This is a genomic window from Nonomuraea sp. NPDC050227 (assembly GCF_044459705.1).
In the GTDB taxonomy this organism is placed as follows: domain Bacteria; phylum Actinomycetota; class Actinomycetes; order Streptosporangiales; family Streptosporangiaceae; genus Nonomuraea.
On sequence record NZ_JBITJF010000005.1, the window covers coordinates 172,506 to 191,269 of the forward strand.

At 71.5% G+C, this 18,764-nt stretch carries 15 protein-coding genes; 5 read left to right on the forward strand and 10 right to left on the reverse strand.

Annotation, left to right across the window (positions count from 1 at the left end; translation table 11 throughout):
• Nucleotides 1–12: 12 nt before the first annotated feature.
• The 4 genes from ACIBK9_RS21100 to ACIBK9_RS21115 are packed head-to-tail and all read right to left on the reverse strand — an operon-like array spanning nucleotide 13 to nucleotide 5,273.
• A complete protein-coding gene (locus ACIBK9_RS21100) occupies nucleotides 13–924 on the reverse strand; it encodes an ABC transporter permease (protein ID WP_397160424.1) in 912 nt (303 codons plus the stop codon).
• Nucleotides 921–1,865, reverse strand: a complete 945-nt coding sequence (locus tag ACIBK9_RS21105; RefSeq protein ID WP_352329439.1) for an ABC transporter permease — start codon at nucleotides 1,863–1,865, stop codon at nucleotides 921–923. The genes ACIBK9_RS21100 and ACIBK9_RS21105 overlap by 4 nt, the downstream gene beginning before the upstream one ends.
• A 9-nt stretch (nucleotides 1,866–1,874) precedes the next feature.
• Entirely contained in the window at nucleotides 1,875–3,479 is a 1,605-nt protein-coding gene (locus ACIBK9_RS21110; protein WP_397160426.1) for an ABC transporter substrate-binding protein, read from the reverse strand.
• A gap of 57 nt (nucleotides 3,480–3,536) precedes the next feature.
• Complete coding sequence (locus ACIBK9_RS21115) at nucleotides 3,537–5,273, reverse strand: dipeptide ABC transporter ATP-binding protein (RefSeq protein WP_397160428.1); 1,737 nt, start codon at nucleotides 5,271–5,273, stop codon at nucleotides 3,537–3,539.
• A 214-nt stretch (nucleotides 5,274–5,487) separates the two neighbouring features.
• On the opposite strand from ACIBK9_RS21115, the gene ACIBK9_RS21120 reads away from it, so the two are divergent.
• The gene (locus ACIBK9_RS21120; protein ID WP_397160430.1) at nucleotides 5,488–6,477 is read left to right on the forward strand and encodes a methyltransferase dimerization domain-containing protein; all 990 of its coding nucleotides are present in this window, start codon (nucleotides 5,488–5,490) and stop codon (nucleotides 6,475–6,477) included.
• Between the two features lie 52 nt (nucleotides 6,478–6,529).
• Here ACIBK9_RS21120 and ACIBK9_RS21125 read toward each other — a convergent pair whose 3' ends face one another.
• The 4 genes from ACIBK9_RS21125 to hpaD all read right to left on the reverse strand — a co-directional run bounded on the left by ACIBK9_RS21125 (nucleotide 6,530) and on the right by hpaD (nucleotide 9,481).
• A complete protein-coding gene (locus tag ACIBK9_RS21125) occupies nucleotides 6,530–7,117 on the reverse strand; it encodes a TetR/AcrR family transcriptional regulator (protein WP_352352627.1) in 588 nt (195 codons plus the stop codon).
• A gap of 71 nt (nucleotides 7,118–7,188) precedes the next feature.
• Complete coding sequence (locus tag ACIBK9_RS21130) at nucleotides 7,189–7,854, reverse strand: GntR family transcriptional regulator (protein WP_397160433.1); 666 nt, start codon at nucleotides 7,852–7,854, stop codon at nucleotides 7,189–7,191.
• Nucleotides 7,851–8,606, reverse strand: a complete 756-nt coding sequence (locus ACIBK9_RS21135; RefSeq protein WP_397160435.1) for an alpha/beta fold hydrolase — start codon at nucleotides 8,604–8,606, stop codon at nucleotides 7,851–7,853. Before ACIBK9_RS21135 ends, ACIBK9_RS21130 begins: the two co-directional genes overlap by 4 nt.
• A 14-nt stretch (nucleotides 8,607–8,620) precedes the next feature.
• Nucleotides 8,621–9,481 (reverse strand): 3,4-dihydroxyphenylacetate 2,3-dioxygenase, encoded by an 861-nt coding sequence (gene hpaD, locus ACIBK9_RS21140; protein ID WP_397160437.1) that lies wholly within the window; start codon nucleotides 9,479–9,481, stop codon nucleotides 8,621–8,623.
• A gap of 161 nt (nucleotides 9,482–9,642) precedes the next feature.
• Between hpaD and ACIBK9_RS21145 the strand changes: the two genes are divergently transcribed.
• From ACIBK9_RS21145 to ACIBK9_RS21160, 4 genes are all read left to right on the forward strand, one after another.
• Nucleotides 9,643–11,055, forward strand: coding sequence for a fumarylacetoacetate hydrolase family protein (locus tag ACIBK9_RS21145; RefSeq protein WP_397160439.1), 1,413 nt, complete (start codon nucleotides 9,643–9,645; stop codon nucleotides 11,053–11,055).
• Nucleotides 11,056–11,075: 20 nt separating this feature from the next.
• Nucleotides 11,076–11,987, forward strand: coding sequence for a 4-hydroxy-tetrahydrodipicolinate synthase (dapA, locus tag ACIBK9_RS21150; protein ID WP_352352622.1), 912 nt, complete (start codon nucleotides 11,076–11,078; stop codon nucleotides 11,985–11,987).
• Nucleotides 11,987–13,453 carry a 5-carboxymethyl-2-hydroxymuconate semialdehyde dehydrogenase gene (gene hpaE / locus ACIBK9_RS21155; protein ID WP_397160441.1) on the forward strand — a complete coding sequence of 489 codons (1,467 nt, stop codon included), beginning with the start codon at nucleotides 11,987–11,989 and terminating at the stop codon, nucleotides 13,451–13,453. The genes dapA and hpaE overlap by 1 nt, the downstream gene beginning before the upstream one ends.
• Nucleotides 13,454–13,575: 122 nt before the next feature.
• Nucleotides 13,576–14,835, forward strand: coding sequence for a lamin tail domain-containing protein (locus ACIBK9_RS21160; RefSeq protein ID WP_397160443.1), 1,260 nt, complete (start codon nucleotides 13,576–13,578; stop codon nucleotides 14,833–14,835).
• Between the two features lie 62 nt (nucleotides 14,836–14,897).
• On the opposite strand, the gene ACIBK9_RS21165 is transcribed toward ACIBK9_RS21160, so the two are convergent.
• The gene (locus tag ACIBK9_RS21165) at nucleotides 14,898–17,651 is read right to left on the reverse strand and encodes a DUF5682 family protein (RefSeq protein ID WP_397160445.1); all 2,754 of its coding nucleotides are present in this window, start codon (nucleotides 17,649–17,651) and stop codon (nucleotides 14,898–14,900) included.
• Nucleotides 17,648–18,760, reverse strand: coding sequence for an AAA family ATPase (locus ACIBK9_RS21170; RefSeq protein WP_358292378.1), 1,113 nt, complete (start codon nucleotides 18,758–18,760; stop codon nucleotides 17,648–17,650). The genes ACIBK9_RS21165 and ACIBK9_RS21170 overlap by 4 nt, the downstream gene beginning before the upstream one ends.
• Between the last annotated feature and the right edge of the window lie 4 nt (nucleotides 18,761–18,764).

Consider the following 18,764-nt stretch of genomic DNA (forward strand, 5'->3'; position numbering starts at 1 on the left):
GCGGTCCCGCCGTCACCGTGCCGGACGGCGGGTGCGCAGCTTCTGCAGCTCGCTCATCGACCGGGCCCGCGCGTCCACCACGTCGCGCATGCTCGACCCGATGAGGTTCAGCAGCAGCACGCAGAACATGATCGCCGCACCCGGCAGCACGATCAGCCACGGCGCCTGCGTCAGGTACGACCTGCCTTCGGCGATCATGTTTCCCCACGTCGGCGTGGGCGGCGCGATGCCCAGCCCGAGGAAGCTCATCGCGCCGTCCACCAGCATCGCCGAGGCCGACAGGATCACGACCTGCACCAGCGCCAGCGGCAGCACGTTGGGCAGCACGTGCACGAACAGGATCTTCGCCGGCCGCATGCCGGACACCCGCGCGGCCCCGATGTACTGCCGCGCCGCCACGCCGAGCACCCGGCTGCGGATCACCCGGGCCGTGAACGGCGTGAAGATGACCGTCAGCGCGATCAGCTCGGTCCAGATGCTGGCGCCGAGCCCGATGGCCAGCGCCATGGCCAGGATGATCGCCGGGAACGACATCCAGGCGTCCATGATCCGCATGACGATCGCGTCCACGGTCCGGTAGAAGCCGCTGACCAGGCCGATCACCATGCCGGTGAACGCCGCGCAGAGCGTGATGAGCGCCGAGAGGCCGAGCGAGGCCCGGCCGCCGGAGACCAGGCGGCTCAGCGCGTCCCGGCCGTAGGAGTCGGTGCCGAGCAGGTGGCCGGCCGAGGGCGGCAGCAGCCGGTGCACCGGGTCGGTCGCGTTCGCGTCCGGCAGGAACGCCGGCAGCAGCACGACGGCCAGCACGACGAGGACGAGCAGCACGGTGGCGGTGATCAGCACCCGGTTGCGGCGCCAGGCGCGGGAGGCCGCGGAGGGCCGCCCGGCCGTCCCGACGCGCCCGGCGACGGCCTCGGAAGTCACGAAACACGCACCTTGGGGTCGAGGAGGGCGTAGGACAGGTCGACGACCAGGTTGACGACCACGAACATCAGCGCGACGAACAGCGTCACGCCCTGGACGAGCGGGAAGTCCCGGGTCGAGACCGCGCCCATGAGCAACGAGCCCAGCCCGGGGATGACGAAGATCGACTCGATGATCACGATGCCGCCGACCATCATCGCGAAGTTGCTGCCGAGCTGGGTGATCAGCGGCATGAGCGCGTTCGGCAGCACGTGCCTGAGCATGACCTGCCGCTCCGACAGGCCCTTGACCCGCGCGGTGCGCAGGTACGTCTGCGGCAGCTCGCCGAGCACGCTCTCCCGCAGGGTCAGCGTGAACAGCGCCGACTGCCCGATGACCAGGCACACCACCGGCAGCACCAGCATCGGCACCCCGGCGACCGGATCGGCGAAGAGGTCGGCGTACCCGCTGGAGGGGAACCAGCGCAGCGACACGGCGAACACCAGCACCAGGATCAGCGCGATCCAGAAGTCGGGGATCGCCATGCCGAGCGAGGACAGCAGGTTGAGCGCGCGCGCCACGGGGTTGCGCGGCGAGACCGCGTTCCACGAGGTGACCAGCACCGCGACGACGAAGCTGAGGACGGTGCTGAGCACCGCCAGGGTCAGCGTCGGGACGAAGTGCTCGGCCACCACCCCCACCACCGGCGCGTGGTAGGTGATCGACGAGCCGAAGTCGCCGCCCGCCACGTTGCCGAGCCAGCTCAGGTACTGCTCCCACAGCGAGCCCGTCAGGCCCATGCTCTGCCGGAGCGCCTCGACGTCCTGCGGCCTGGCCGTCGGGCCGAGGATGGCGATGGCCGGGTCGCCCGGGATCAGGCGGATGACGAAGAACATCATCGTGCCCACGATCAGCAGGATGACGACCAGGTCACGCAGCCGCCGGAGCAGGAGTCCCGCCATGTTCCCCCCTCACTTCCGCAGCCAGGAGTTCCAGAACACGCGGTAGAACGTGTCGTACCCCTTGAGCTTGGGCGAGTAGGCGGCGTACAGCTTCGACTGGCTGATCGTGATGACCGGGAGCTGCTGCCACACGAACGCCTGGAGCTGGTCCATGAGCGTCCTGGCGGTCTCGGGGGAGGTGGCGGCGTTGTAGTCCTCGATCAGCTTGGCCATCTCGGGCGAGCCGGAGCCGTTGAACGCCCCGAGGGTCAGCGCGGGCATCTGCGAGGGCGAGGTGAGCGCGGCGTTGAAGAACAGGGTGGTGACGTCCCAGCCGCCGGGGTCCTTGGTGATCGTGCCGAGCATCGTCGGGAAGTCGTAGGTGTCGATCTTCGTCTTGATGCCGATCTTGGAGAGCTGGTCCTGCAGCAGCACCGCCCACTGGCTGAACTGCGGGTAGCTGCTGGAGGTCAGGATCCGCACGGTGTCACCGGCGTTGACGCCGGCCTGCGCGAACAGCTCCTTGGCCCGGTTCGGGTCGTGCTGCCGGTAGACGTCGTCGCCGGCGGTGGAGTACAGGCCCTTGTTGTCCTGCGAGACCAGCGCGCCCACCTCGACGGTGAGGTCGGGGCCGCCGCCGGTGGCGGCGTTCAGCGCGGGCTTGTCCATCAGCAGGTTGAGCGCCTGCCGGGCGCGCACGTCGGAGAACTTGGAGCCCTTGTTGAAGTTGGGGATCAGCACGTTCTGGTTGGCCCCGGCCAGGTTCGACACGACCACGGCGGGGTTGTTCTTCAGCGGGGTGTACTGGTCGTCGCCCGGCATGGCGTGCGCCCACTGGCCGGTCTGCAGGCCGTTGACCACGGCGTCCTGGTCGGCGACGACCTTGTAGGTGACCGTGTCGAGGTAGGCGTGCTTGGCGCCGGCCTGGCCGCCCCAGTCCTCCTCGGCGCGCGACTTGTAGCCGTCGTAACGCTCCAGCACGACCTGCTGCCCGATGTCCCAGCTCTTCAGCTTGTACGGCCCGGTGCCGACCGCGCCCTCCTTGGCGAAGCCGGTGGCCGGCACGTCCTTGAGGTTCCTGGCCTCGTAGATCTCCGCGCCGGGGCTGGCCAGCTCGTCGATCAGCGGGTAACGCGGCTTCTTCAGCTCCAGCGTGACCGTGCGGTCGCCGGTGGCCTTGAGGCTCTTGACGTCGGCGGCCACCTGCTGGCCGGTGACGTGGCTCTTCAGCCAGCGCTCCAGGCTGGCGACCACGTCGGCGGCGGTGAGCGGGGCGCCGTCCTGGAACGTGACACCGGCGCGCAGCTCGAAGGTGTAGGTGAGCCGGTCGTCGCTGCGCTGGTAGGTGTCGACCAGCATCGGCCTGGCCGCGAAGGTCTTGTCGACCTCGAAGAGCTTCTCGTACAGCATGTTGCCGATGTGGGCGGTGACCTGGCCGGGGTTGGCGACCATGTCCAGCGACTGCGGGTCGGTCGGCACCGCGACCACGAGGTCGCCGCCGCGTACGGGGGTGCCGGCGTCGGCGGAGGAGGACGAGGAGGACGACGTCGCGCCGCCCGCGCAGCCGGAGAGCAGCAGGGCGCTCGCCGCGGCGGCGGAGACGAGCCCGGCCCTCAGGCTCTTGAGCACGTTCATGGTGGGTTCTCGCTCTTGCTCTAAAAGGGGGGACAGAAGGAGAAGGTCGGCCCGGGGCTATCCCACGTATGCCGACAAGTCGGGGTTCGCGGCCAGGAGCCGGCGCGTGTACTCGTGGGTGGAGGAGGAGGCGATGGTTTCCGGGGCGCCGACCTCGACGAGGTCGCCCTTGTACATCACGCCGACGCGGTCGGCCACCGACAGCACCAGGCTGAGGTTGTGCGTGATGAACAGGAAGCTGATGCCGTGCGAGCGGCGCAGCTGCAGGAGGAGGTTCATGACCTGGCCCTGGACGGAGACGTCGAGGGCGGAGGTGGGCTCGTCGGCGACGATGAGCTTCGGCTCGGCGGCGACCGCGCGCGCGATGGACACGCGCTGGCGCATGCCGCCGGACAGTTGCGAGGGCAGCTTGCGGGCGCAGTCCGCGGGCAGGCCGACCTCGTCGATCAGCTCGGCCACCCGCCGGTCGAGGTCCGCGCCGCGCAGCGGGGTCAGCTCGCGCAGCGGCTCGGCGATGATGCGGGCCACGGTGTGCCGGGGGTCGAGCGAGCTCTGCGGGTCCTGGAAGATCAGCTGGGTGGCGCGGCGGAAGGCGCGCTCGTCGCCGCGCAGCCCCGCCTCGGTGATGCGGTGCTCGCCGAAGGAGATGCTGCCCGAGGTCGGCCGTTCCAGGGCGCTGACCATGCGGCCGAGCGTCGTCTTGCCCGAGCCGGACTCGCCGACCAGGCCGAAGAACTCGCCGGGCGCGATCTCCAGCGAGACGCCGCCGACCGCGCGCACGCTCGCCCGGCGGCCGGTCCGGTAGACCTTGGTGACGTTCTCGACGACCAGGGGCGGGGTGCCGGTCGCCGGCGCCGGCTCGTCGCCGAGCGCCGGCGTCTCGGTCACGCTCCCGCCGGCGGGCACGCCGTCGGATTCGGTCGCGGCCCGCAGCCTGCTCTCCGAGATCGTCGGGAATCCGGTACGGCGGCTGACGCCGAGCTGTGGCACGCATTCCAGCAGCGCCTTGGTGTACGGATGCGTAGGCTTGCGGAGGATGTCCATCTTGTCGCCGACCTCCACCAGCCTGCCCCGGTACATGACGGCGATCCGGTCGGCGATCTCGGCGGCGACGCCCATGTCATGGGTGATGAACACGCAGGCGGTCCGATGCTCACGCTGCACGCGACGGAACAGCGCCAGGATCTCGGCCTGCGTGGTCACGTCGAGGGCGGTGGTCGGCTCGTCGGCGATGAGGACGTCGGGGTCGGACATCAGCGCCATGGCGATCATCACGCGCTGCTGCATGCCGCCGGACATCTGGTGCGGATAGAGCGCCATGATCCGGTCGGTGTCGGCCAGCCCGACCTCGGTGAGCAGGCTCCTGGCCTTGGCCTCGGCCTCGCGGCGCAGCCGGCTCCCCCGGCGCAGCGCCTGCCGGGGCAGCGCGCCCTCGGGCCGGTAGCCCTCGATGAGCTGCACGCCGACGCGCTGGGCGGGGTTGAGCGAGTCCAGGGCCTCCTGGAAGATCATGCCGATCCGGGCGCCCCGGTAGGCGCGCATGCCCTCGGCGCTCAGCCGCGTGACGTCCACGCCGCCGACCTCGATCGTGCCCTCAGTGTAGGCCGGGGCCACGAACTCCAGCAGGCGGATGATCGACAGCGCCGTCACGGTCTTGCCGCTGCCCGACTCCCCCACCACGCAGAGCGTCTGCCCGGAGGCGACGTCGAGGGTGAGCCGGTGGACGAGTTCCTGGGGCTCGGCGTCCTCCTGGGTGACGCCGATGGTCAGATCCGTCAGGTTGAGCAGCGACATGCGCGAGAGCTCCATTCCAGGCACCGGTCCCGTGCTCGAAGCGGGGCACGCAAACCCACACTGAGCTGCCGAAAAGCCATGTTCGAGCCAGATAGTTCTACAAAGGTTGACAGAGGGGTCCCCTACTGTCAACGGTTATTCCACGTTCGTAGACAGAGGGTCTATGGTGAACGTCTACATTCGTAGACAATACAGAAAGGGCAGGGCCTTGACCATGTCCACGCCTTCCCCCACGCCGGATCCGATCGTCGCCATCGCCACCGGTTACATGGGCGCCAAGCAGCTCTTCGCGGCCAGCCGCATCGGGCTGTTCGAGGCGCTCGCGGACGGCGAGCGCAGCGCCGGGGAGATCGCGACGGCCACTGGCGTCACCCCCCGCATGGCCCGCATCCTGGCCGACAGCATGGCCGGGCTCGGCCTGCTGACCAGGACCGACGGCCGGTACGCCCTCGGCGCCGACGCGGCCGGCTACCTGGCCGGGCGGAAGTCGTCCGAGCTCGACCTCGGGCCGTTCCTCACGTTCCTCAACCAGATCAGCTACGGCCACTGGCTGCAGTTCGACACGACCGTGGACACCACCGAGCCGGGCGTCCTGGACACCTCCGGCGACCGGTGGGGCACGTTCATGGCCGGGGTCATGACGTACAACAGCCTGCACGCCAGGATGCTGGGCGGCGCGTTCGACTTCACCGGCTTCCGCAGCCTGCTGGACCTGGGCGGCCTGTCCAGCGCGTTCGCCTTCGAGGCCCTGCGCGCCAACCCGGAGCTGCGGGCCTCCTTCGTGTACGACCCGACCTTCGCCGACTCCATCACCGCGCAGGTGGCCGAGGCCGGGTTCGCCGACCGGGCCGAGGTGACCGGCGTCCCGACCGACACGGCCACGCCCGCCGGCCCGTACGACCTGGTCATGGTCAACCACGTCATCCACCGCTTCGGCGTCGAGCAGAACCGGGCCATCCTGCGCAACGCCCGCGCGGCGGCGGCGCCGGGGGCGCGGCTGCTGCTGCTCGACTTCTTCCTCGACGACGACGCCGAGCAGCGGGCCATCGACGCGCTGCACGCCGGGGAGTACCTGGTGATCGACGGGACCGTCGTCTACGAGGAGTCGCAGGTGCGCGCCTGGCTCGACGAGGCCGCCTGGAAGCCGGTGGACAAGCTGGCCCTGCCGGGCAGCCCGCGCGTCATCGTGGCCGAAGCGGTCTGAGCACGACGCGGCCCGCGCCGCCCAGGTGGCGGCGCGGGCCGGAACGCGCGGGTCAGGGCCGGGAGATGCGGTCGAAGAACGACTCCAGGTGGCGCTTCTGCAGCTCGACCGTGGAGAACTGCGGGCCGACCAGGCTCATCACGTTGGCCCCTGCGTTGAGCAGCACGAGCTCGTCCACGAGCTGCTCGTCGGGGATCGAGGTGTGGATGTCGCCGTCGGCGCGGCCCTCCTCGATCAGCCGGTGCAGCATGCCGCGCCAGGCCCGCAGGTGCTCCAGGTACTTGTCGTACAGCTTGGGGTTGGTCAGCGAGGTCTGCCAGAAGATCAGCAGCACCCGGCCGGCCGTGATGCGCTCCTCGTCGATCGGCATCGCGGCCTCGCACATCTCGCGCAGCGCGCCCAGCCCGCGGCGGCCGTCGAGCTTGACGTAGCTGGTCACGATGGCCAGGGCGCGCTCGTACGTCGCCTCGATGATGTCTTCCTTGCCGGGGAAGTAGTGCTTGAGCGCGCCGTTGGCGAAGCCCGCCGCGTTCGCGATCTCGCGCATGGTGGCCGCCTCGATGCCCCCCTTCGTGATCAGGTCCCACGTGACGTCGATGATGTCGCTGCGACGCTGGTCGTGGTCGATGATCTTGGGCATGCGGGCACCCCTCCGTACGGCGTTTCGTCTACCAGTGTAGGACAAAATGCCGGGAGGGTATGACCCGATCGTTAGCCGTGGGTGACCCGGACGTCATAGAGGGCGCCGGCGGTGTTCGTCTTGTGCGCGCAGGCCAGCCGTTCGATCTCGGCGGGGTTGGCTCCCCCGGCGATGAGGTCGAGCAGGTGCTCGTGCTCCTCGACCGAACGGCGGGCGCGGCCCGGCAGGTAGCCGAACACCGAGCGCCGCATGTGGTCCAGCCTGGTCCATTCGGCCTCCAGCAGGAAGTTCAGGTGCTCGTCGTCGCAGTGCTCGTAGACCGAGAAGTGGAAGGCGCGGTTGAGCGCGGTGAACGCGGTGGGGTCGAAGGAGTCGAGCGCCTGGAACAGCCGGGCGTTGATCTCGCGGGAGCGCGCCACGTCCGCCGGGCCCATGCGCGGGGCAGCGACCGCGGTCGCGTACCCCTCCAGCCGGGCCAGCACCTCCAGCGTGTGCCGCACCTGCGCCGCGTCGAAGACCGCGACGCGGGCGCCGACGTTGCGCACGACCTCCACCAGCCCGTCGGACTGCAGGCGGCGCAGCGCCTCGCGCAGGGGGATCGTGCTGACGCCGATCTCCCGCGCGAGGCGGTCCATGACGAGCTGGTAGCCGGGGCCGTAGGTGCCGTCCAGGATGCGCGAACGCAGGATCTCGTAGCTGAGCTCCGCCTTCGACGCGACTCCGCCGGTGCTGGTCACGTGCCGGACGCCGGGTCGAGCCCGGCGCCGGACGCTGCCCGGAGCGCCTCGCCGAGGACGGCGCGGAACTCCGGCCCGGCCAGCGCGCCGCGGTGGTCGCCGGGGACGGTGACCAGCCGGGCGCCGGGGACCAGCGCGACGACGTTCTCGATGCCGGAGGTCATCATGTCCTGCGCGCCCGCCACGAACACCGGCGGCGTGCGCCCGGCCCAGCCCTTGGGCTCGAACGGCGTGCCGCGCAGGCCCTCGACCAGCCGGACCAGCCCGGCGGCCCGTTCGGGGTCGCCGCCGGAGGCGCCCGCGATCATCGCCGCGATCATGCCGGTCATCGGGTCGCCCGGCTCGCCGCCCGCGACGGCCGAGCGCAGCGCCGCCACATCCAGCGCGGCGAACGGCTCGAACGGGCTGAGCCCGCCCAGCACGACCGCGCGCACCCGATCGGGGGCCAGCTCCGGCAGTTCCCAGGCGAGCCGGGCGCCGAGCGAGTACCCCACCACATCGAGCGGCCCGTCGCCGACCAGGGCGAGCAGCGCGGCCCCGATCTCGGGCGCGCCCGCCGGCCCGTCCGGAACCGGGCTCTCACCGTGACCGGGCAGGTCGGGCACGACGACCACGCGCCCGGCCGCGGCCAGCTCCGCCGCGATCCCGGTCTCCACCCAGTCCCGCCGCCCGCTGGAGGCGAACCCGTGCAGCAGCAACACGGGCGGCGCCCCGGCGGGCCGGTCGGGCGTGAACGTCTGTACGGCCGTCATGTGCGCCGGCTCCTTCATCTCGTGTGGTGGGCGGGTACGGGGAAGTCGACGACCACCTGGCCGGTGCCGCTGCTGCCGAAGTACGGGCACAGCTGCTCGCCGCGCCCGGTGTACTCGCGCCAGCCCAGCAGCCCGAACAGCATGGCGGTGTCGGCCATCGCCCCCTCGCCGGTGCACCGCTCGTTGTAGTCCGGCAACATGTCGAGGAACTCCGGGATGCGGCCTTCGTCCCACATCTCCAGCACCGCCTGGTCCACCTTGCGGTTCAGCTCGCTGCTCACGTCGTCGAGCAGCGACTCGGCGATCTCGTTGGGCGGGAAGGCGTGCGAGAGCGACCCGCTGGCCAGGAAGGCCACCTTCCTGTCGCTGCGAAGCACGGCCCGCAGCAGCGCCTCGCCGATCCGCCGGTTCTCCTCGACGGTCGAGTAGATGTTGCAGCCGATGGGCAGGACCCGGATGTCGGAGTCCTGGTTCATGAAGTACATCGGCACGAGTGTCGCGTACTCCAGGCCCAGGTCCTGGTAGGTGTGCACGCGGGCCTTCTGGCCGCCCGCGACGATCTCCTCGCGGATCAGCTCGGCCAGCTCGGGATCGCCCGCGTAGTCGTAGGCGAGGTCGTGGATGAAGTGCGGCAACTCATGGCTGACGTACGTGGCCTGGTGGCGCGGCTTGCCGTTGAGATGGAAGCCGATGCTGTTCATCCAATGGGTGTCGGCGATCAGGAACGTGTCCGCGCCGCGCTCGCGGGCCCGCCTGCCGACCTCGGTGAGGGCGAGCTCCGCGGGACGGCGGATGCCGAAGTGCTTGCCGGGCTGGATCGACAGCCAGATCGACGGCACATGCGTGATCTTGGCGGCCAGCACGATCTCACCCATCACGCCACTCCCGGCCTGCTTGGGCGGTCTGAACCATCATCCGCACTCTCCTCTCCACTGATGACGTGATGAGCATCATGTAGGCATCTGAGGGGGTATGTCGATATTGTTCCACATGCCATAACATAAATGATGTCGTATATGATTTGGAAGGAGACGAGGTGGGACACCCTCTCGGACTGTCACCAGGGAAGATCGTCGCGGTCCATCTGAACTACCGCAGCCGGGCCGCCGAGCGCGGTCGCGTCCCTGCCGTCCCCTCCTACTTCCTCAAGCCGCCGACGTCCCTGTCCTGGTCCGGACGGCCCGTGGTGCGTCCCGAGGGGTGCGAGCTGCTGGCGTTCGAGGGCGAGATCGGCATCCTCATCGGCAGCCGGGCCCATCGCGCCTCCCCCGGGCGCGCGCTGGAGCACGTGGCCGGGTACGTGGCGGCCAACGACTTCGGCGTCTACGACTTCAAGCACGCCGACCTCGGCTCCAACCTGCGGGCCAAGGGCCAGGACGGGTTCACGCCGGTCGGCTCGGAGCTGCTCACCGGCGCCGATCCCGGACGGTTGTGGCTGCGCACGTACGTCAACGGCGAGCTCGCCCAGGAGGCGTGCACCGACGAGCTGCTGTTCGGCTTCGACCTGCTCGTCGCCGACCTGTCCCGGTACATGACGCTGGAGCCCGGCGACCTGATCCTGGCCGGCACCCCGGCGGGCTCGACCGTCGTCCGGCCCGGCGACGTGGTGGAGGTCGAGCTGGCGGGCACGGCCCGGCTGCGCAACGAGGTCGTCGCCGGCCAGGAGCCCCCGGCGGCGTACGGCGTCCAGCCCCAGGTCACCGAGGCGACCAGGGCCGCCGCGTACGGCGCCGCCCAACCCGTCCCCGCCCCTGACCCCGGCCCGCTGACCCCGGAGGTCGTCGCCGCGCTGCGCTCGGTCTCCACCGCGACGCTCTCCTCCCAGCTCCGCGCGCGCGGCATCGACCACCACTTCATCGAGGGCGTCCGCCCCGCCCGTCCCGACCTGCGCATGGTCGGCGTCGCGCGCACCCTGCGCTACCTGCCGCTGCGCGAGGACGTCTTCGCCGAGCGCGGCGGCGGCATGAACGCCCAGAAGCGCACCGTCGAGGAGCTTCAGCCGGGCGAGGTGCTGGTCATCTCCGCCCGCGGCGAGCACGGCGCGGGCACGCTGGGCGACATTCTGGCCATGCGCGCCCTGCGCCGCGGCGCGGCCGGCGTCGTCACCGACGGCGGGCTGCGCGACAGCCCCTCCTTCGCCTCGCTCGACCTGCCCTCCTACTACGGCGCCGCGCACGCCGCCGTGCTCGGCCGCCGGCACGTCCCGATGGACTCGCAGGTGCCGGTGGACTGCGGCGGCGTGCTGGTTTGCCCAGGCGACGTGCTGGTGGGCGACGCGGAAGGGGTCGTCGTCATCCCGCCCGCGCTGGTCGCCGAGGTCGCCGGGGACGCCGCCCGGCAGGAGGACGAGGAGCGTTTCATCCTCGATCGCGTCCGCGAGGGCGCCTCGATCGACGGCCTCTACCCGCTGAAGGGCGCCTGGCGCGAGGCGTACGAGCAGCAGCGCTGACCCCCCAAGAAGGAGAACCCATGAAGTTCCGCTCGGATCCGTCGACCATCCGCGGATCCATCGCCCCCGTGGTGACGCCGTTCGCCGCCGACGGGTCGCTGGACCTCGACTCGCTGCGCTCGCTGGTGCGCTGGCAGCTCGACCAGGGCTCGCACGGCATCTCGACCGGCGGGTCCACCGGCGAGCCCGGCGCCCAGTCCGTCGAGGAGCGCGTCGCGGCGATGGCCGTGGTGGCCGAGGAGACCGCCGACCGGGTGCCGTTCCTGCCCGGCACCGGCTCGGCCAAGCTCGACGAGACGCTGCGGCTGACCGCCGAGGCCGAGCGCCTGGGCGCCGACGCCGCCCTGGTCATCACGCCGTACTACGCCCGTCCCACCCAGGAAGCCCTCTACCGCTGGTACGCCACGGTCGCCGCCGAGTTCCCCGCGCTGCCGATCGTCATCTACAACGTGCCCTCGCGCACCGCCGTCGACATCGCCCCCGCGACCGTGGCCAGGCTGCGCCGCGACCACGACAACATCGTCGGCGTCAAGGAGACCACCAAGGACTTCGAGCACTTCTCGCACGTGCTCAACCTGTGCGGGCGCGACTTCCTCATGTGGTCCGGCATCGAGCTGCTCTGCCTGCCGCTGCTGGCCATCGGCGGCGTCGGCTTCGTCAGCGCGGCGGCCAACCTCGCGCCGAAGACCGTGGCCCGCATGTACGAGGCGTACACCGCCGGCGACCACGCGACCGCGCTGGAGCTGCACTACTCGCTGCACCCGCTGGTCGAGCTGCTGTTCGTGGAGACGAACCCGGCCCCCGCCAAGTGGGTGCTGGAACAGCGCGGCCTGATCGCCTCCGGCCACGTACGAGCCCCCCTGATCACCCCCACCGAGCCCGGCATCGCCCGGATCAACGAACTACTGGCACAGAGCGAGGGAGTCGCCTGATGAAACTGGAGCACTACATCGGCGGCCGGCACGTCCCGAGCCAGTCCGGTGCGACCTTCACCGCGCTCGACCCGACCACGAACGAGCCGTACCTGGAGGTGGCCGCGGGCGGCGCGGCCGACGTGGACGCGGCCGTCGCCGCCGCCCAGAAGGCGTTCACCGACGGCCCGTGGAGCACGATGCCCGCCGAGCAGCGGGCCGGCACGCTGCGCGCGGTCGCGGCGGCCATCGAGTCCAGGGACGACGAGATCGCCGCGCTGGAGTGCCGGGACACCGGCCTGCCGATCACCCAGGCCAGAGGCCAGGCCCGGCGGGCGGCGCACAACTTCCGCTTCTTCGCCGACGTGATCACCACCATGGGCGAGGACGTCTACCGCGTCGGCTCCGCGCAGCTCAACTACGTCGTGCGCAAGCCGGTCGGCGTGGCCGGGCTGATCACGCCGTGGAACACGCCGTTCATGCTGGAGACCTGGAAGCTGGCCCCGGCGCTGGCGGCCGGCTGCCCGGTGGTGCTCAAGCCGGCCGAGTGGTCCCCCGCGTCGGCGAGCCTACTGCCGGAGATCATGGAGGAGGCCGGGCTGCCCGAGGGCGTGTTCAACCTGGTCCACGGCATCGGCGAGGACGCGGGCGCGGCGCTGGTGGCCCACCCCGACGTGCCGGTGATCTCCTTCACCGGCGAGAGCGGCACCGGGCAGACCATCATGCGCAACGCCGCGTCGTCGCTGAAGACGTTGTCGATGGAGCTGGGCGGCAAGTCGCCGCTGCTCGTCTTCGCGGACGCCGACCTGGAGCGGGCGCTCGACGCGGCCGTCTTCGGCGTCTTCTCGCTGAACGGCGAGCGCTGCACGGCCAGCTCGCGGATCCTCGTCCAGGACACCGTGTACGAGGAGTTCGTGGCCAGGCTGGCCGAGCGGGCCGCGCGGGTACGCGTCGGCGCGCCCGGCGACCCCGCCACCGAGCTGGGCGCGCTCATCCACCCCGAGCACTACGAGCGGGTCATGGAGTACGTCGAGCTCGGCTCGCGCGAGGGCGCCCGCCTGGTCGCCGGCGGTTCCCGGCCCGAGCACCTGACGGCGGGCAACTTCCTGGCCGCGACGGTGTTCGCCGACGTGGCCCCGCACATGCGGATCTTCCAGGAGGAGATCTTCGGCCCGGTCGTCTGCGTGACGCCCTTCTCCACCGAGACGGAGGCGGTGGAGCTGGCCAACGCGACCCGGTACGGCCTGGCGGCGTACCTGTGGACCAACGACCTGCGCCGGACGCACCGGCTGGCCCAGTCGATCGAGGCGGGCATGGTCTGGGTCAACTCCCAGAACGTGCGCGACCTGCGCACGCCGTTCGGCGGGGTGAAGGCCAGCGGCGTGGGCCGGGAGGGCGGCCGGCACAGCATCGACGTCTACACCGAGTCGCACATCGTGCACCTGGCCACCGAGGACCTGCCGATCCCCCGGTTCGGCGCCGCCTGAGCCGGCACGTCCCGCGCCGGGCCGCGCCCCGGTCCGGCGTGGGACGTGGACGCCGAGAAGTGCGCGGAGTTACGCTCCCGATGGCCGATAGGGCGGTGATGGCCGTCTTTGGGGGGAACCCAATGAGCTACACACTTCTGCGCGGCAGCTTCGTGATCCGTTACCCGGACCTGCCCCGGCAGGGCCCCGAGCCCGACGGCGACACGATCAAGTTCAGGCCGGACACGCCCGCGCTGGTCGAAGGGCTGGCAAGGCCGTCCGGACGGCCGCCGGAGCTCGGCGCGCGCGGCATCTCCGTCCGCCTGGAGGCCATCGACGCCCTGGAGACCCACTTCCAGGACACCCACCAGGAGCTGACCGGCGCGAACGCCGCCCGCGACGAGCTGCTGCGGCTGCTCGGCTTCACGAACGTGCGCTTCTTCGACGACCTGCCCAACAAGGTCCAGTCGGCCGACCAGGACGAGCTGCGCGGGCACGTCCTCAGCAACGGCATCGACGCCAACGGCCGGCTGATCGGGTTCGTGTTCACCGGCGAGCACCCCGGGCCCGACGGGCAGGCCGTGTTCCTCGACGAGGCGCTGGTGGACACGTCCGCGAACGCCAAACTGCTGGCCGCCGGGCTGACGTACCCGGCCTTCTACGCCACGCTGCCCGCGACGCTGCGCACGCACCTGGCCGGCGTGTCGCGCACGGCCAGGGCGGCGGCGTCGCCCACCGGCATCTGGCCGCGCTCGGCCGCCGACCCCGACGGGCCCGCCGAGGTCGCCTCGCTGGAGGCGCTCACCGGGCTCGTCATGTGGCCGAAGTTGTTCCGCCGGCTGGTGCCCTATCTGGCGACCGGGGCGGCGAACCTGGACGGCTTCGACGCCTGGCTCCGGGCCGACCCCGTCAACCGGGACGACGCGGTGTTCCTGCTGGACCGGCTCGAACACGGCAACCTGCACGACGTGATCCGGGCCTCGGGCAGCCAGGTCCAGCTCACGGCCTGGCCCGAGGACTTCGTCATCAGCCCCGACCCGGCGCCGCCCGGCGCGCCCGTCGTCGCGCGCCCGCCGTCCACCGGGGACGTGCTGATCGTGGCCGCGCTGCCCGACCCGGTGGGGGCCGACCGGGGGCACGAGACGGTCACCCTCCTCAACGTCACCGGACGGTCCGTGGACCTCGGCGGGTGGCGGCTGGCGGACTCGGCGGGCGGGCGCATGGAGCTGACCGGGGTGCTCGCGGGCGGTGGCGTGCTGCAGGTCGTGCTCGACGGCCGGGTACAGCTCCGCAACCAGGGCGAGACCATCCTGCTCGTGTCCCCCGAGGGCGTCACGATCGACCAGGCCGCCTACAAACCCGACCACGTCCACCCCGGCCACACCATCTGCTTCGGCCGCTGACCATCCCCCGCCGGGAAACCCGACCCCGAGCACCGGCGTTCCGGCGCTCGGGGCGGAGGCCGTCAGGCGAGGAGGGTCGCCAACGCGGCGGCTGTGGCGGGGTGGTCGGTGAGGAGGGTCTCGACCTCGCGGTTCCCGGGCCCGGTGGCGGAGGCGGGCTGTTGCCAGCCGCCCTCGCAGCCCAGCAGCCCCGCCACCGCGTCGCACGCCGCCGGATGCCCCGCCAGCAGCTCGGCGACCGGCCCGGACGCGACCGCGGGGGCCGCCTTCGGCGCGGCCGCCGGCGTCCTGGCCCATGGCGGTGTCCAGGCGTCGACCGCCGTCAGGCTGCCGGGGAACGTGCGCCCGGCCTCCCGGACGAGGACCGGCATCAGCTCGCCCGCCTGGTCGCGCAGCGTCGTGATCAGCTTGGGCAGCCACGGCAGCAGCACCTGGTCGGGCAGCCGTCCGAACGCCTTGGAGATCACCTCCACCACGAACCCGGACAGCGCCGGAGCCGGCTCCATCGCCTGCACGAACCCGGTGATGTACTGCGGGAACGACGGGATGACCAGCGGGTTGCCGAGCAGCTCGTCGCACCGCGACCGCAGCTCGGCCAGCGGCAGCAGCCCCAGCAGGTGCTGGGCGGCCCACAGCAGCGCCACCTTGGCCGGCGCCTCCGGGTGCGACTGCCGCACCGCGATCTCCAGCTGCGCCCGGTCGCACCCGAGCGCCAGCGCCAGCCCCTCCATGGTGAACAGGAAGCCGAGCATCGCCGACACCTGCCGCACCCCGGTGTCGTCCTCGACGAACGCGGTCGGGAGCAGGGTGCAGTAGTGGGCGTACCCCTCGGTCACGAACGCCTCGCACCACGCCGGCAGCGTGGGTTCGGCGGTGCGGTAGTAGGCCAGCAGGCGGCGGATGCGGCGCAGCACGTCGGGCGCGTCGTCGACGCCGCGCTCGCCGGCCAGCAGCTCCACCGCCCGCGCGCCCAGCTCGTCGGCGACGCGCCCGCCGCCCAGGTAGAGGATGGCGTCCTCGACGGCGGCCAGGGCCACGGCGGCGGTGGCGTCGGGCTCCCAGACCGCGCGCCGCAGCCGCTGTTCGACCACCTGCTCGATGGTGACGCCCTCGTAGCCGAGCTCGATGATGGCCCGCTGGTTGCGGCCGAGCGCGAGGTCCCAGCTCTCCTGGATGGCCCGCTCGCCGAGCTTGCGCTCGCCCATGATCGGCCGGGCCGCGTCGGCGGGCAGCACGAAGCGCAGCATCCACAGCAGGTCGGAGCAGGGCCGCAGCTCCGGGTCGGAGTGCAGGTCGAGCAGCGCCCGCTGGATCGTGCGCTTGTCGAAGTCGACGCCGAGCGGCCGCAGCCGGTCGTAGACGTTCTGGGCCAGCGGCGGCAGCGCGTCGTAGCCGACCGAGCCGATGCGGTCGCCGCCGAGCAGGATCTCGCACAGGCGCCGCACGTCGCGCCGGCCCGGCACGACGTCCTTCTCGATGCAGGTGACCGCCGCGTCCTGGAAGTCGTACGGCGTGGGCCTGGCTCGGTTGCGCATGCCGGCCAGCAGGATCGACGTCTCGAACACCGCGATGGCGTCGGCGGTGCTGGCGAGGTAGCCGTTGCGCCGGGCCAGCCGGACGATGTCGACGCTCCAGCCCAGCAGCTCGGCCTCGTCGAGCGCGTCGAGCGTGGGCGGCCTGGACAGGAACCCGGTCAGCCGGTCGGTGACCTGCGCCGGCGCGGCGGGCGCGGGCAGCTTGACCGGCCGTTTCCTGGCCCCCTTCTGCCCGCTGAGCTGGAACGGGGTCAGCTTGCTCCGCGTCACCGCCTTGGCCCAGGTGGCGGCGGCGATCGACACCGACCCCGAGGCCAGCCCGAACTGCGCCTCGATGGCCGAGTGGCTGGAGGGGATCAGCCCGTACAGCCAGCGGGTCGCCGTGCGGGGGCCGATCTCGTACGGGGCCGTGGCGGCCAGGCCGAACTGCTCGACGCGGCTGGCGGCGTGGAAGGCGCCGCAGACGTAGAGGCAGTCGGCCGGGTCGGCGCCCGAGGCGGACAGGTGCTCGCGCATCCTGGTCCACATGTAGCGCTCGCGCTCCTCGTCGCCGGCCAGCCGGTCGTCGTCGGGGCGCAACCGGCGGAACAGGCTGCCGATGAGGACCATGACCTGGCGGTAGGTGTCGTAGTCGGCGCCGGAGAGCGGCTGCTCGACGTACTGGTCCCACCACTCCGACCAGTGGCGGACCTTGCCGTGGTGGAGCAGGTGCTCCTCCAGCTCGGCGAAGCGGGGGCGCAGGTCGCCGATCTCCACGCCGACGGCGTCGCCGTGCAGGCCGGCCTCCTCCCCCGGTTTCGCCGGCTCCTCCCGTTCGCGCGGCAGCCACTGGAAGACGTGGTCGGCCGAGCGGTCGACCAGCACCAGCTCGACGCCCGGGGTCTCCAGCGCGTACGAGATGGCCTGGTACTCGGCCGACGCCTCGGTGATCGGGGCCACCACGCTCAGCGGCCCCGAACCCTTGGGGAAGCCGTCGAGGTCGGTCGCGAACGCCTGGAGCGCCACCGGGAGCCGGCAGTTGCGCAGCTCGGTCAGCAGCGGCGCCAGGTCTTCGCAGAGCTCCAGGTAGATGACCTTGGGCTGCTTCTCCCGCAGGCGGCGCACCATGGCCAGCGCCGAGGCCGGCGAGTGGTGGCAGACCGGGAAGATCTCCAGCTCCTCGCGCAGCGCCCGGTCGACGTCCTCGACGATGCCGGTGAGGATGGACGACACCGCGCCGTCGCCCGCGAAGGCCGCGGCGGCCTCGCTGAGCTGATCCTTCAGCGGTTGGAAGAGGCTCATGACAGGGTGGAGATGGCCTGGCGGCCGCCCTCGAGGAAGTCCTGCCACGGGCCGCCGTCCTTCTTGCTGCGCGGCTCGACCACACCGTGCCAGTACTTGTTGAGGATGGCCAGGTCTTCCGGGCTGCGCCGGGCCAGCGAGCCGACCAGCGAACCGGCCAGCGTCTCGGGGCGCAGCGTGCGGTCGCCGAAGAAGTGGCTGTGCAGGATGGCGTCCTCCAGCACGCCGATCTGCTCGGCCGTGGACAGCGCGGACTCCAGCTTCTCGTCGTCGCTGGTCGCCGAGGCGGCCGCGGCCCGCAGGTCGGCGAAGCTCTGCAGCAGGATGTCCAGCAGCGTGGGCGGCAGGTCGAGCTCGATCTGGTGCCGGCGCAGCAGCTCCTCGGTGCGGAACCGGACGATCTCCGCCTCGCTCTTCTTGTTCGTCACCACCGGGATGCGGACGAAGTTGAAGCGGCGCTTGAGCGCGGAGGACAGGTCGTTGACGCCCCGGTCGCGGCTGTTGGCGGTGGCGATGATCGAGAAGCCGGGCTGGGCGAAGACGATGTTGTCGTCGTCGAGCTCGGGGATGGAGACGTACTTCTCCGACAGGATGGAGATCAGCGCGTCCTGGACGTCGCTGGTCGAGCGGGTCAGCTCCTCGAAGCGGCCGATCACGCCCTGCTCCATGGCGTTCATGATCGGCGAGGGGATCATCGACTCGCGCGACTGGCCCTTGGCGATGACCATCGAGACGTTCCACGAGTATTTGATGTGGTCTTCGGTGGTGCCCGCGGTGCCCTGCACGACCAGCGTGGAGTTGCGGCTGATCGCCGCGGACAGCAGCTCGGCCAGCCAGCTCTTGCCCGTGCCGGGGTCGCCGATCAGCAGCAGGCCGCGGTCGGAGGCCAGCGTCACGATGCTGCGCTCGACGAAGCTGCGGTCACCGAACCACTTCTGCGGGATCTCGCGGTCGAGCCCGTCGGAGCGCTCGGAGCCGAGGATGAAGATGCGGATCATGCGCGGGCTGAGCCGCCACGAGAACGGCTTGGGGCCGTCGTCGACCGACTCCAGCCAGTCGAGCTCGTCGGCGTACTTCACCTCTGCGGGGGCGCGCAGCATGTCACTCATGGTC

Bases quoted from the DNA above. Each gene is read 5' to 3' on its own strand.
- ACIBK9_RS21115 (WP_397160428.1), bottom strand. From the start codon at position 5,273: ATGTCGCTGCTCAACCTGACGGATCTGACCATCGGCGTCACCCAGGAG.
- ACIBK9_RS21165 (WP_397160445.1), bottom strand. From the start codon at position 17,651: ATGAGCCTCTTCCAACCGCTGAAGGATCAGCTCAGCGAGGCCGCCGCG.
- ACIBK9_RS21105 (WP_352329439.1), bottom strand. From the start codon at position 1,865: ATGGCGGGACTCCTGCTCCGGCGGCTGCGTGACCTGGTCGTCATCCTG.
- ACIBK9_RS21110 (WP_397160426.1), bottom strand. From the start codon at position 3,479: ATGAACGTGCTCAAGAGCCTGAGGGCCGGGCTCGTCTCCGCCGCCGCG.
- ACIBK9_RS21120 (WP_397160430.1), top strand. From the start codon at position 5,488: ATGTCCACGCCTTCCCCCACGCCGGATCCGATCGTCGCCATCGCCACC.
- hpaD (WP_397160437.1), bottom strand. From the start codon at position 9,481: ATGGGTGAGATCGTGCTGGCCGCCAAGATCACGCATGTGCCGTCGATC.
- ACIBK9_RS21135 (WP_397160435.1), bottom strand. From the start codon at position 8,606: ATGACGGCCGTACAGACGTTCACGCCCGACCGGCCCGCCGGGGCGCCG.
- ACIBK9_RS21160 (WP_397160443.1), top strand. From the start codon at position 13,576: ATGAGCTACACACTTCTGCGCGGCAGCTTCGTGATCCGTTACCCGGAC.
- ACIBK9_RS21125 (WP_352352627.1), bottom strand. From the start codon at position 7,117: ATGCCCAAGATCATCGACCACGACCAGCGTCGCAGCGACATCATCGAC.
- hpaE (WP_397160441.1), top strand. From the start codon at position 11,987: ATGAAACTGGAGCACTACATCGGCGGCCGGCACGTCCCGAGCCAGTCC.
- dapA (WP_352352622.1), top strand. From the start codon at position 11,076: ATGAAGTTCCGCTCGGATCCGTCGACCATCCGCGGATCCATCGCCCCC.
- ACIBK9_RS21170 (WP_358292378.1), bottom strand. From the start codon at position 18,760: ATGAGTGACATGCTGCGCGCCCCCGCAGAGGTGAAGTACGCCGACGAG.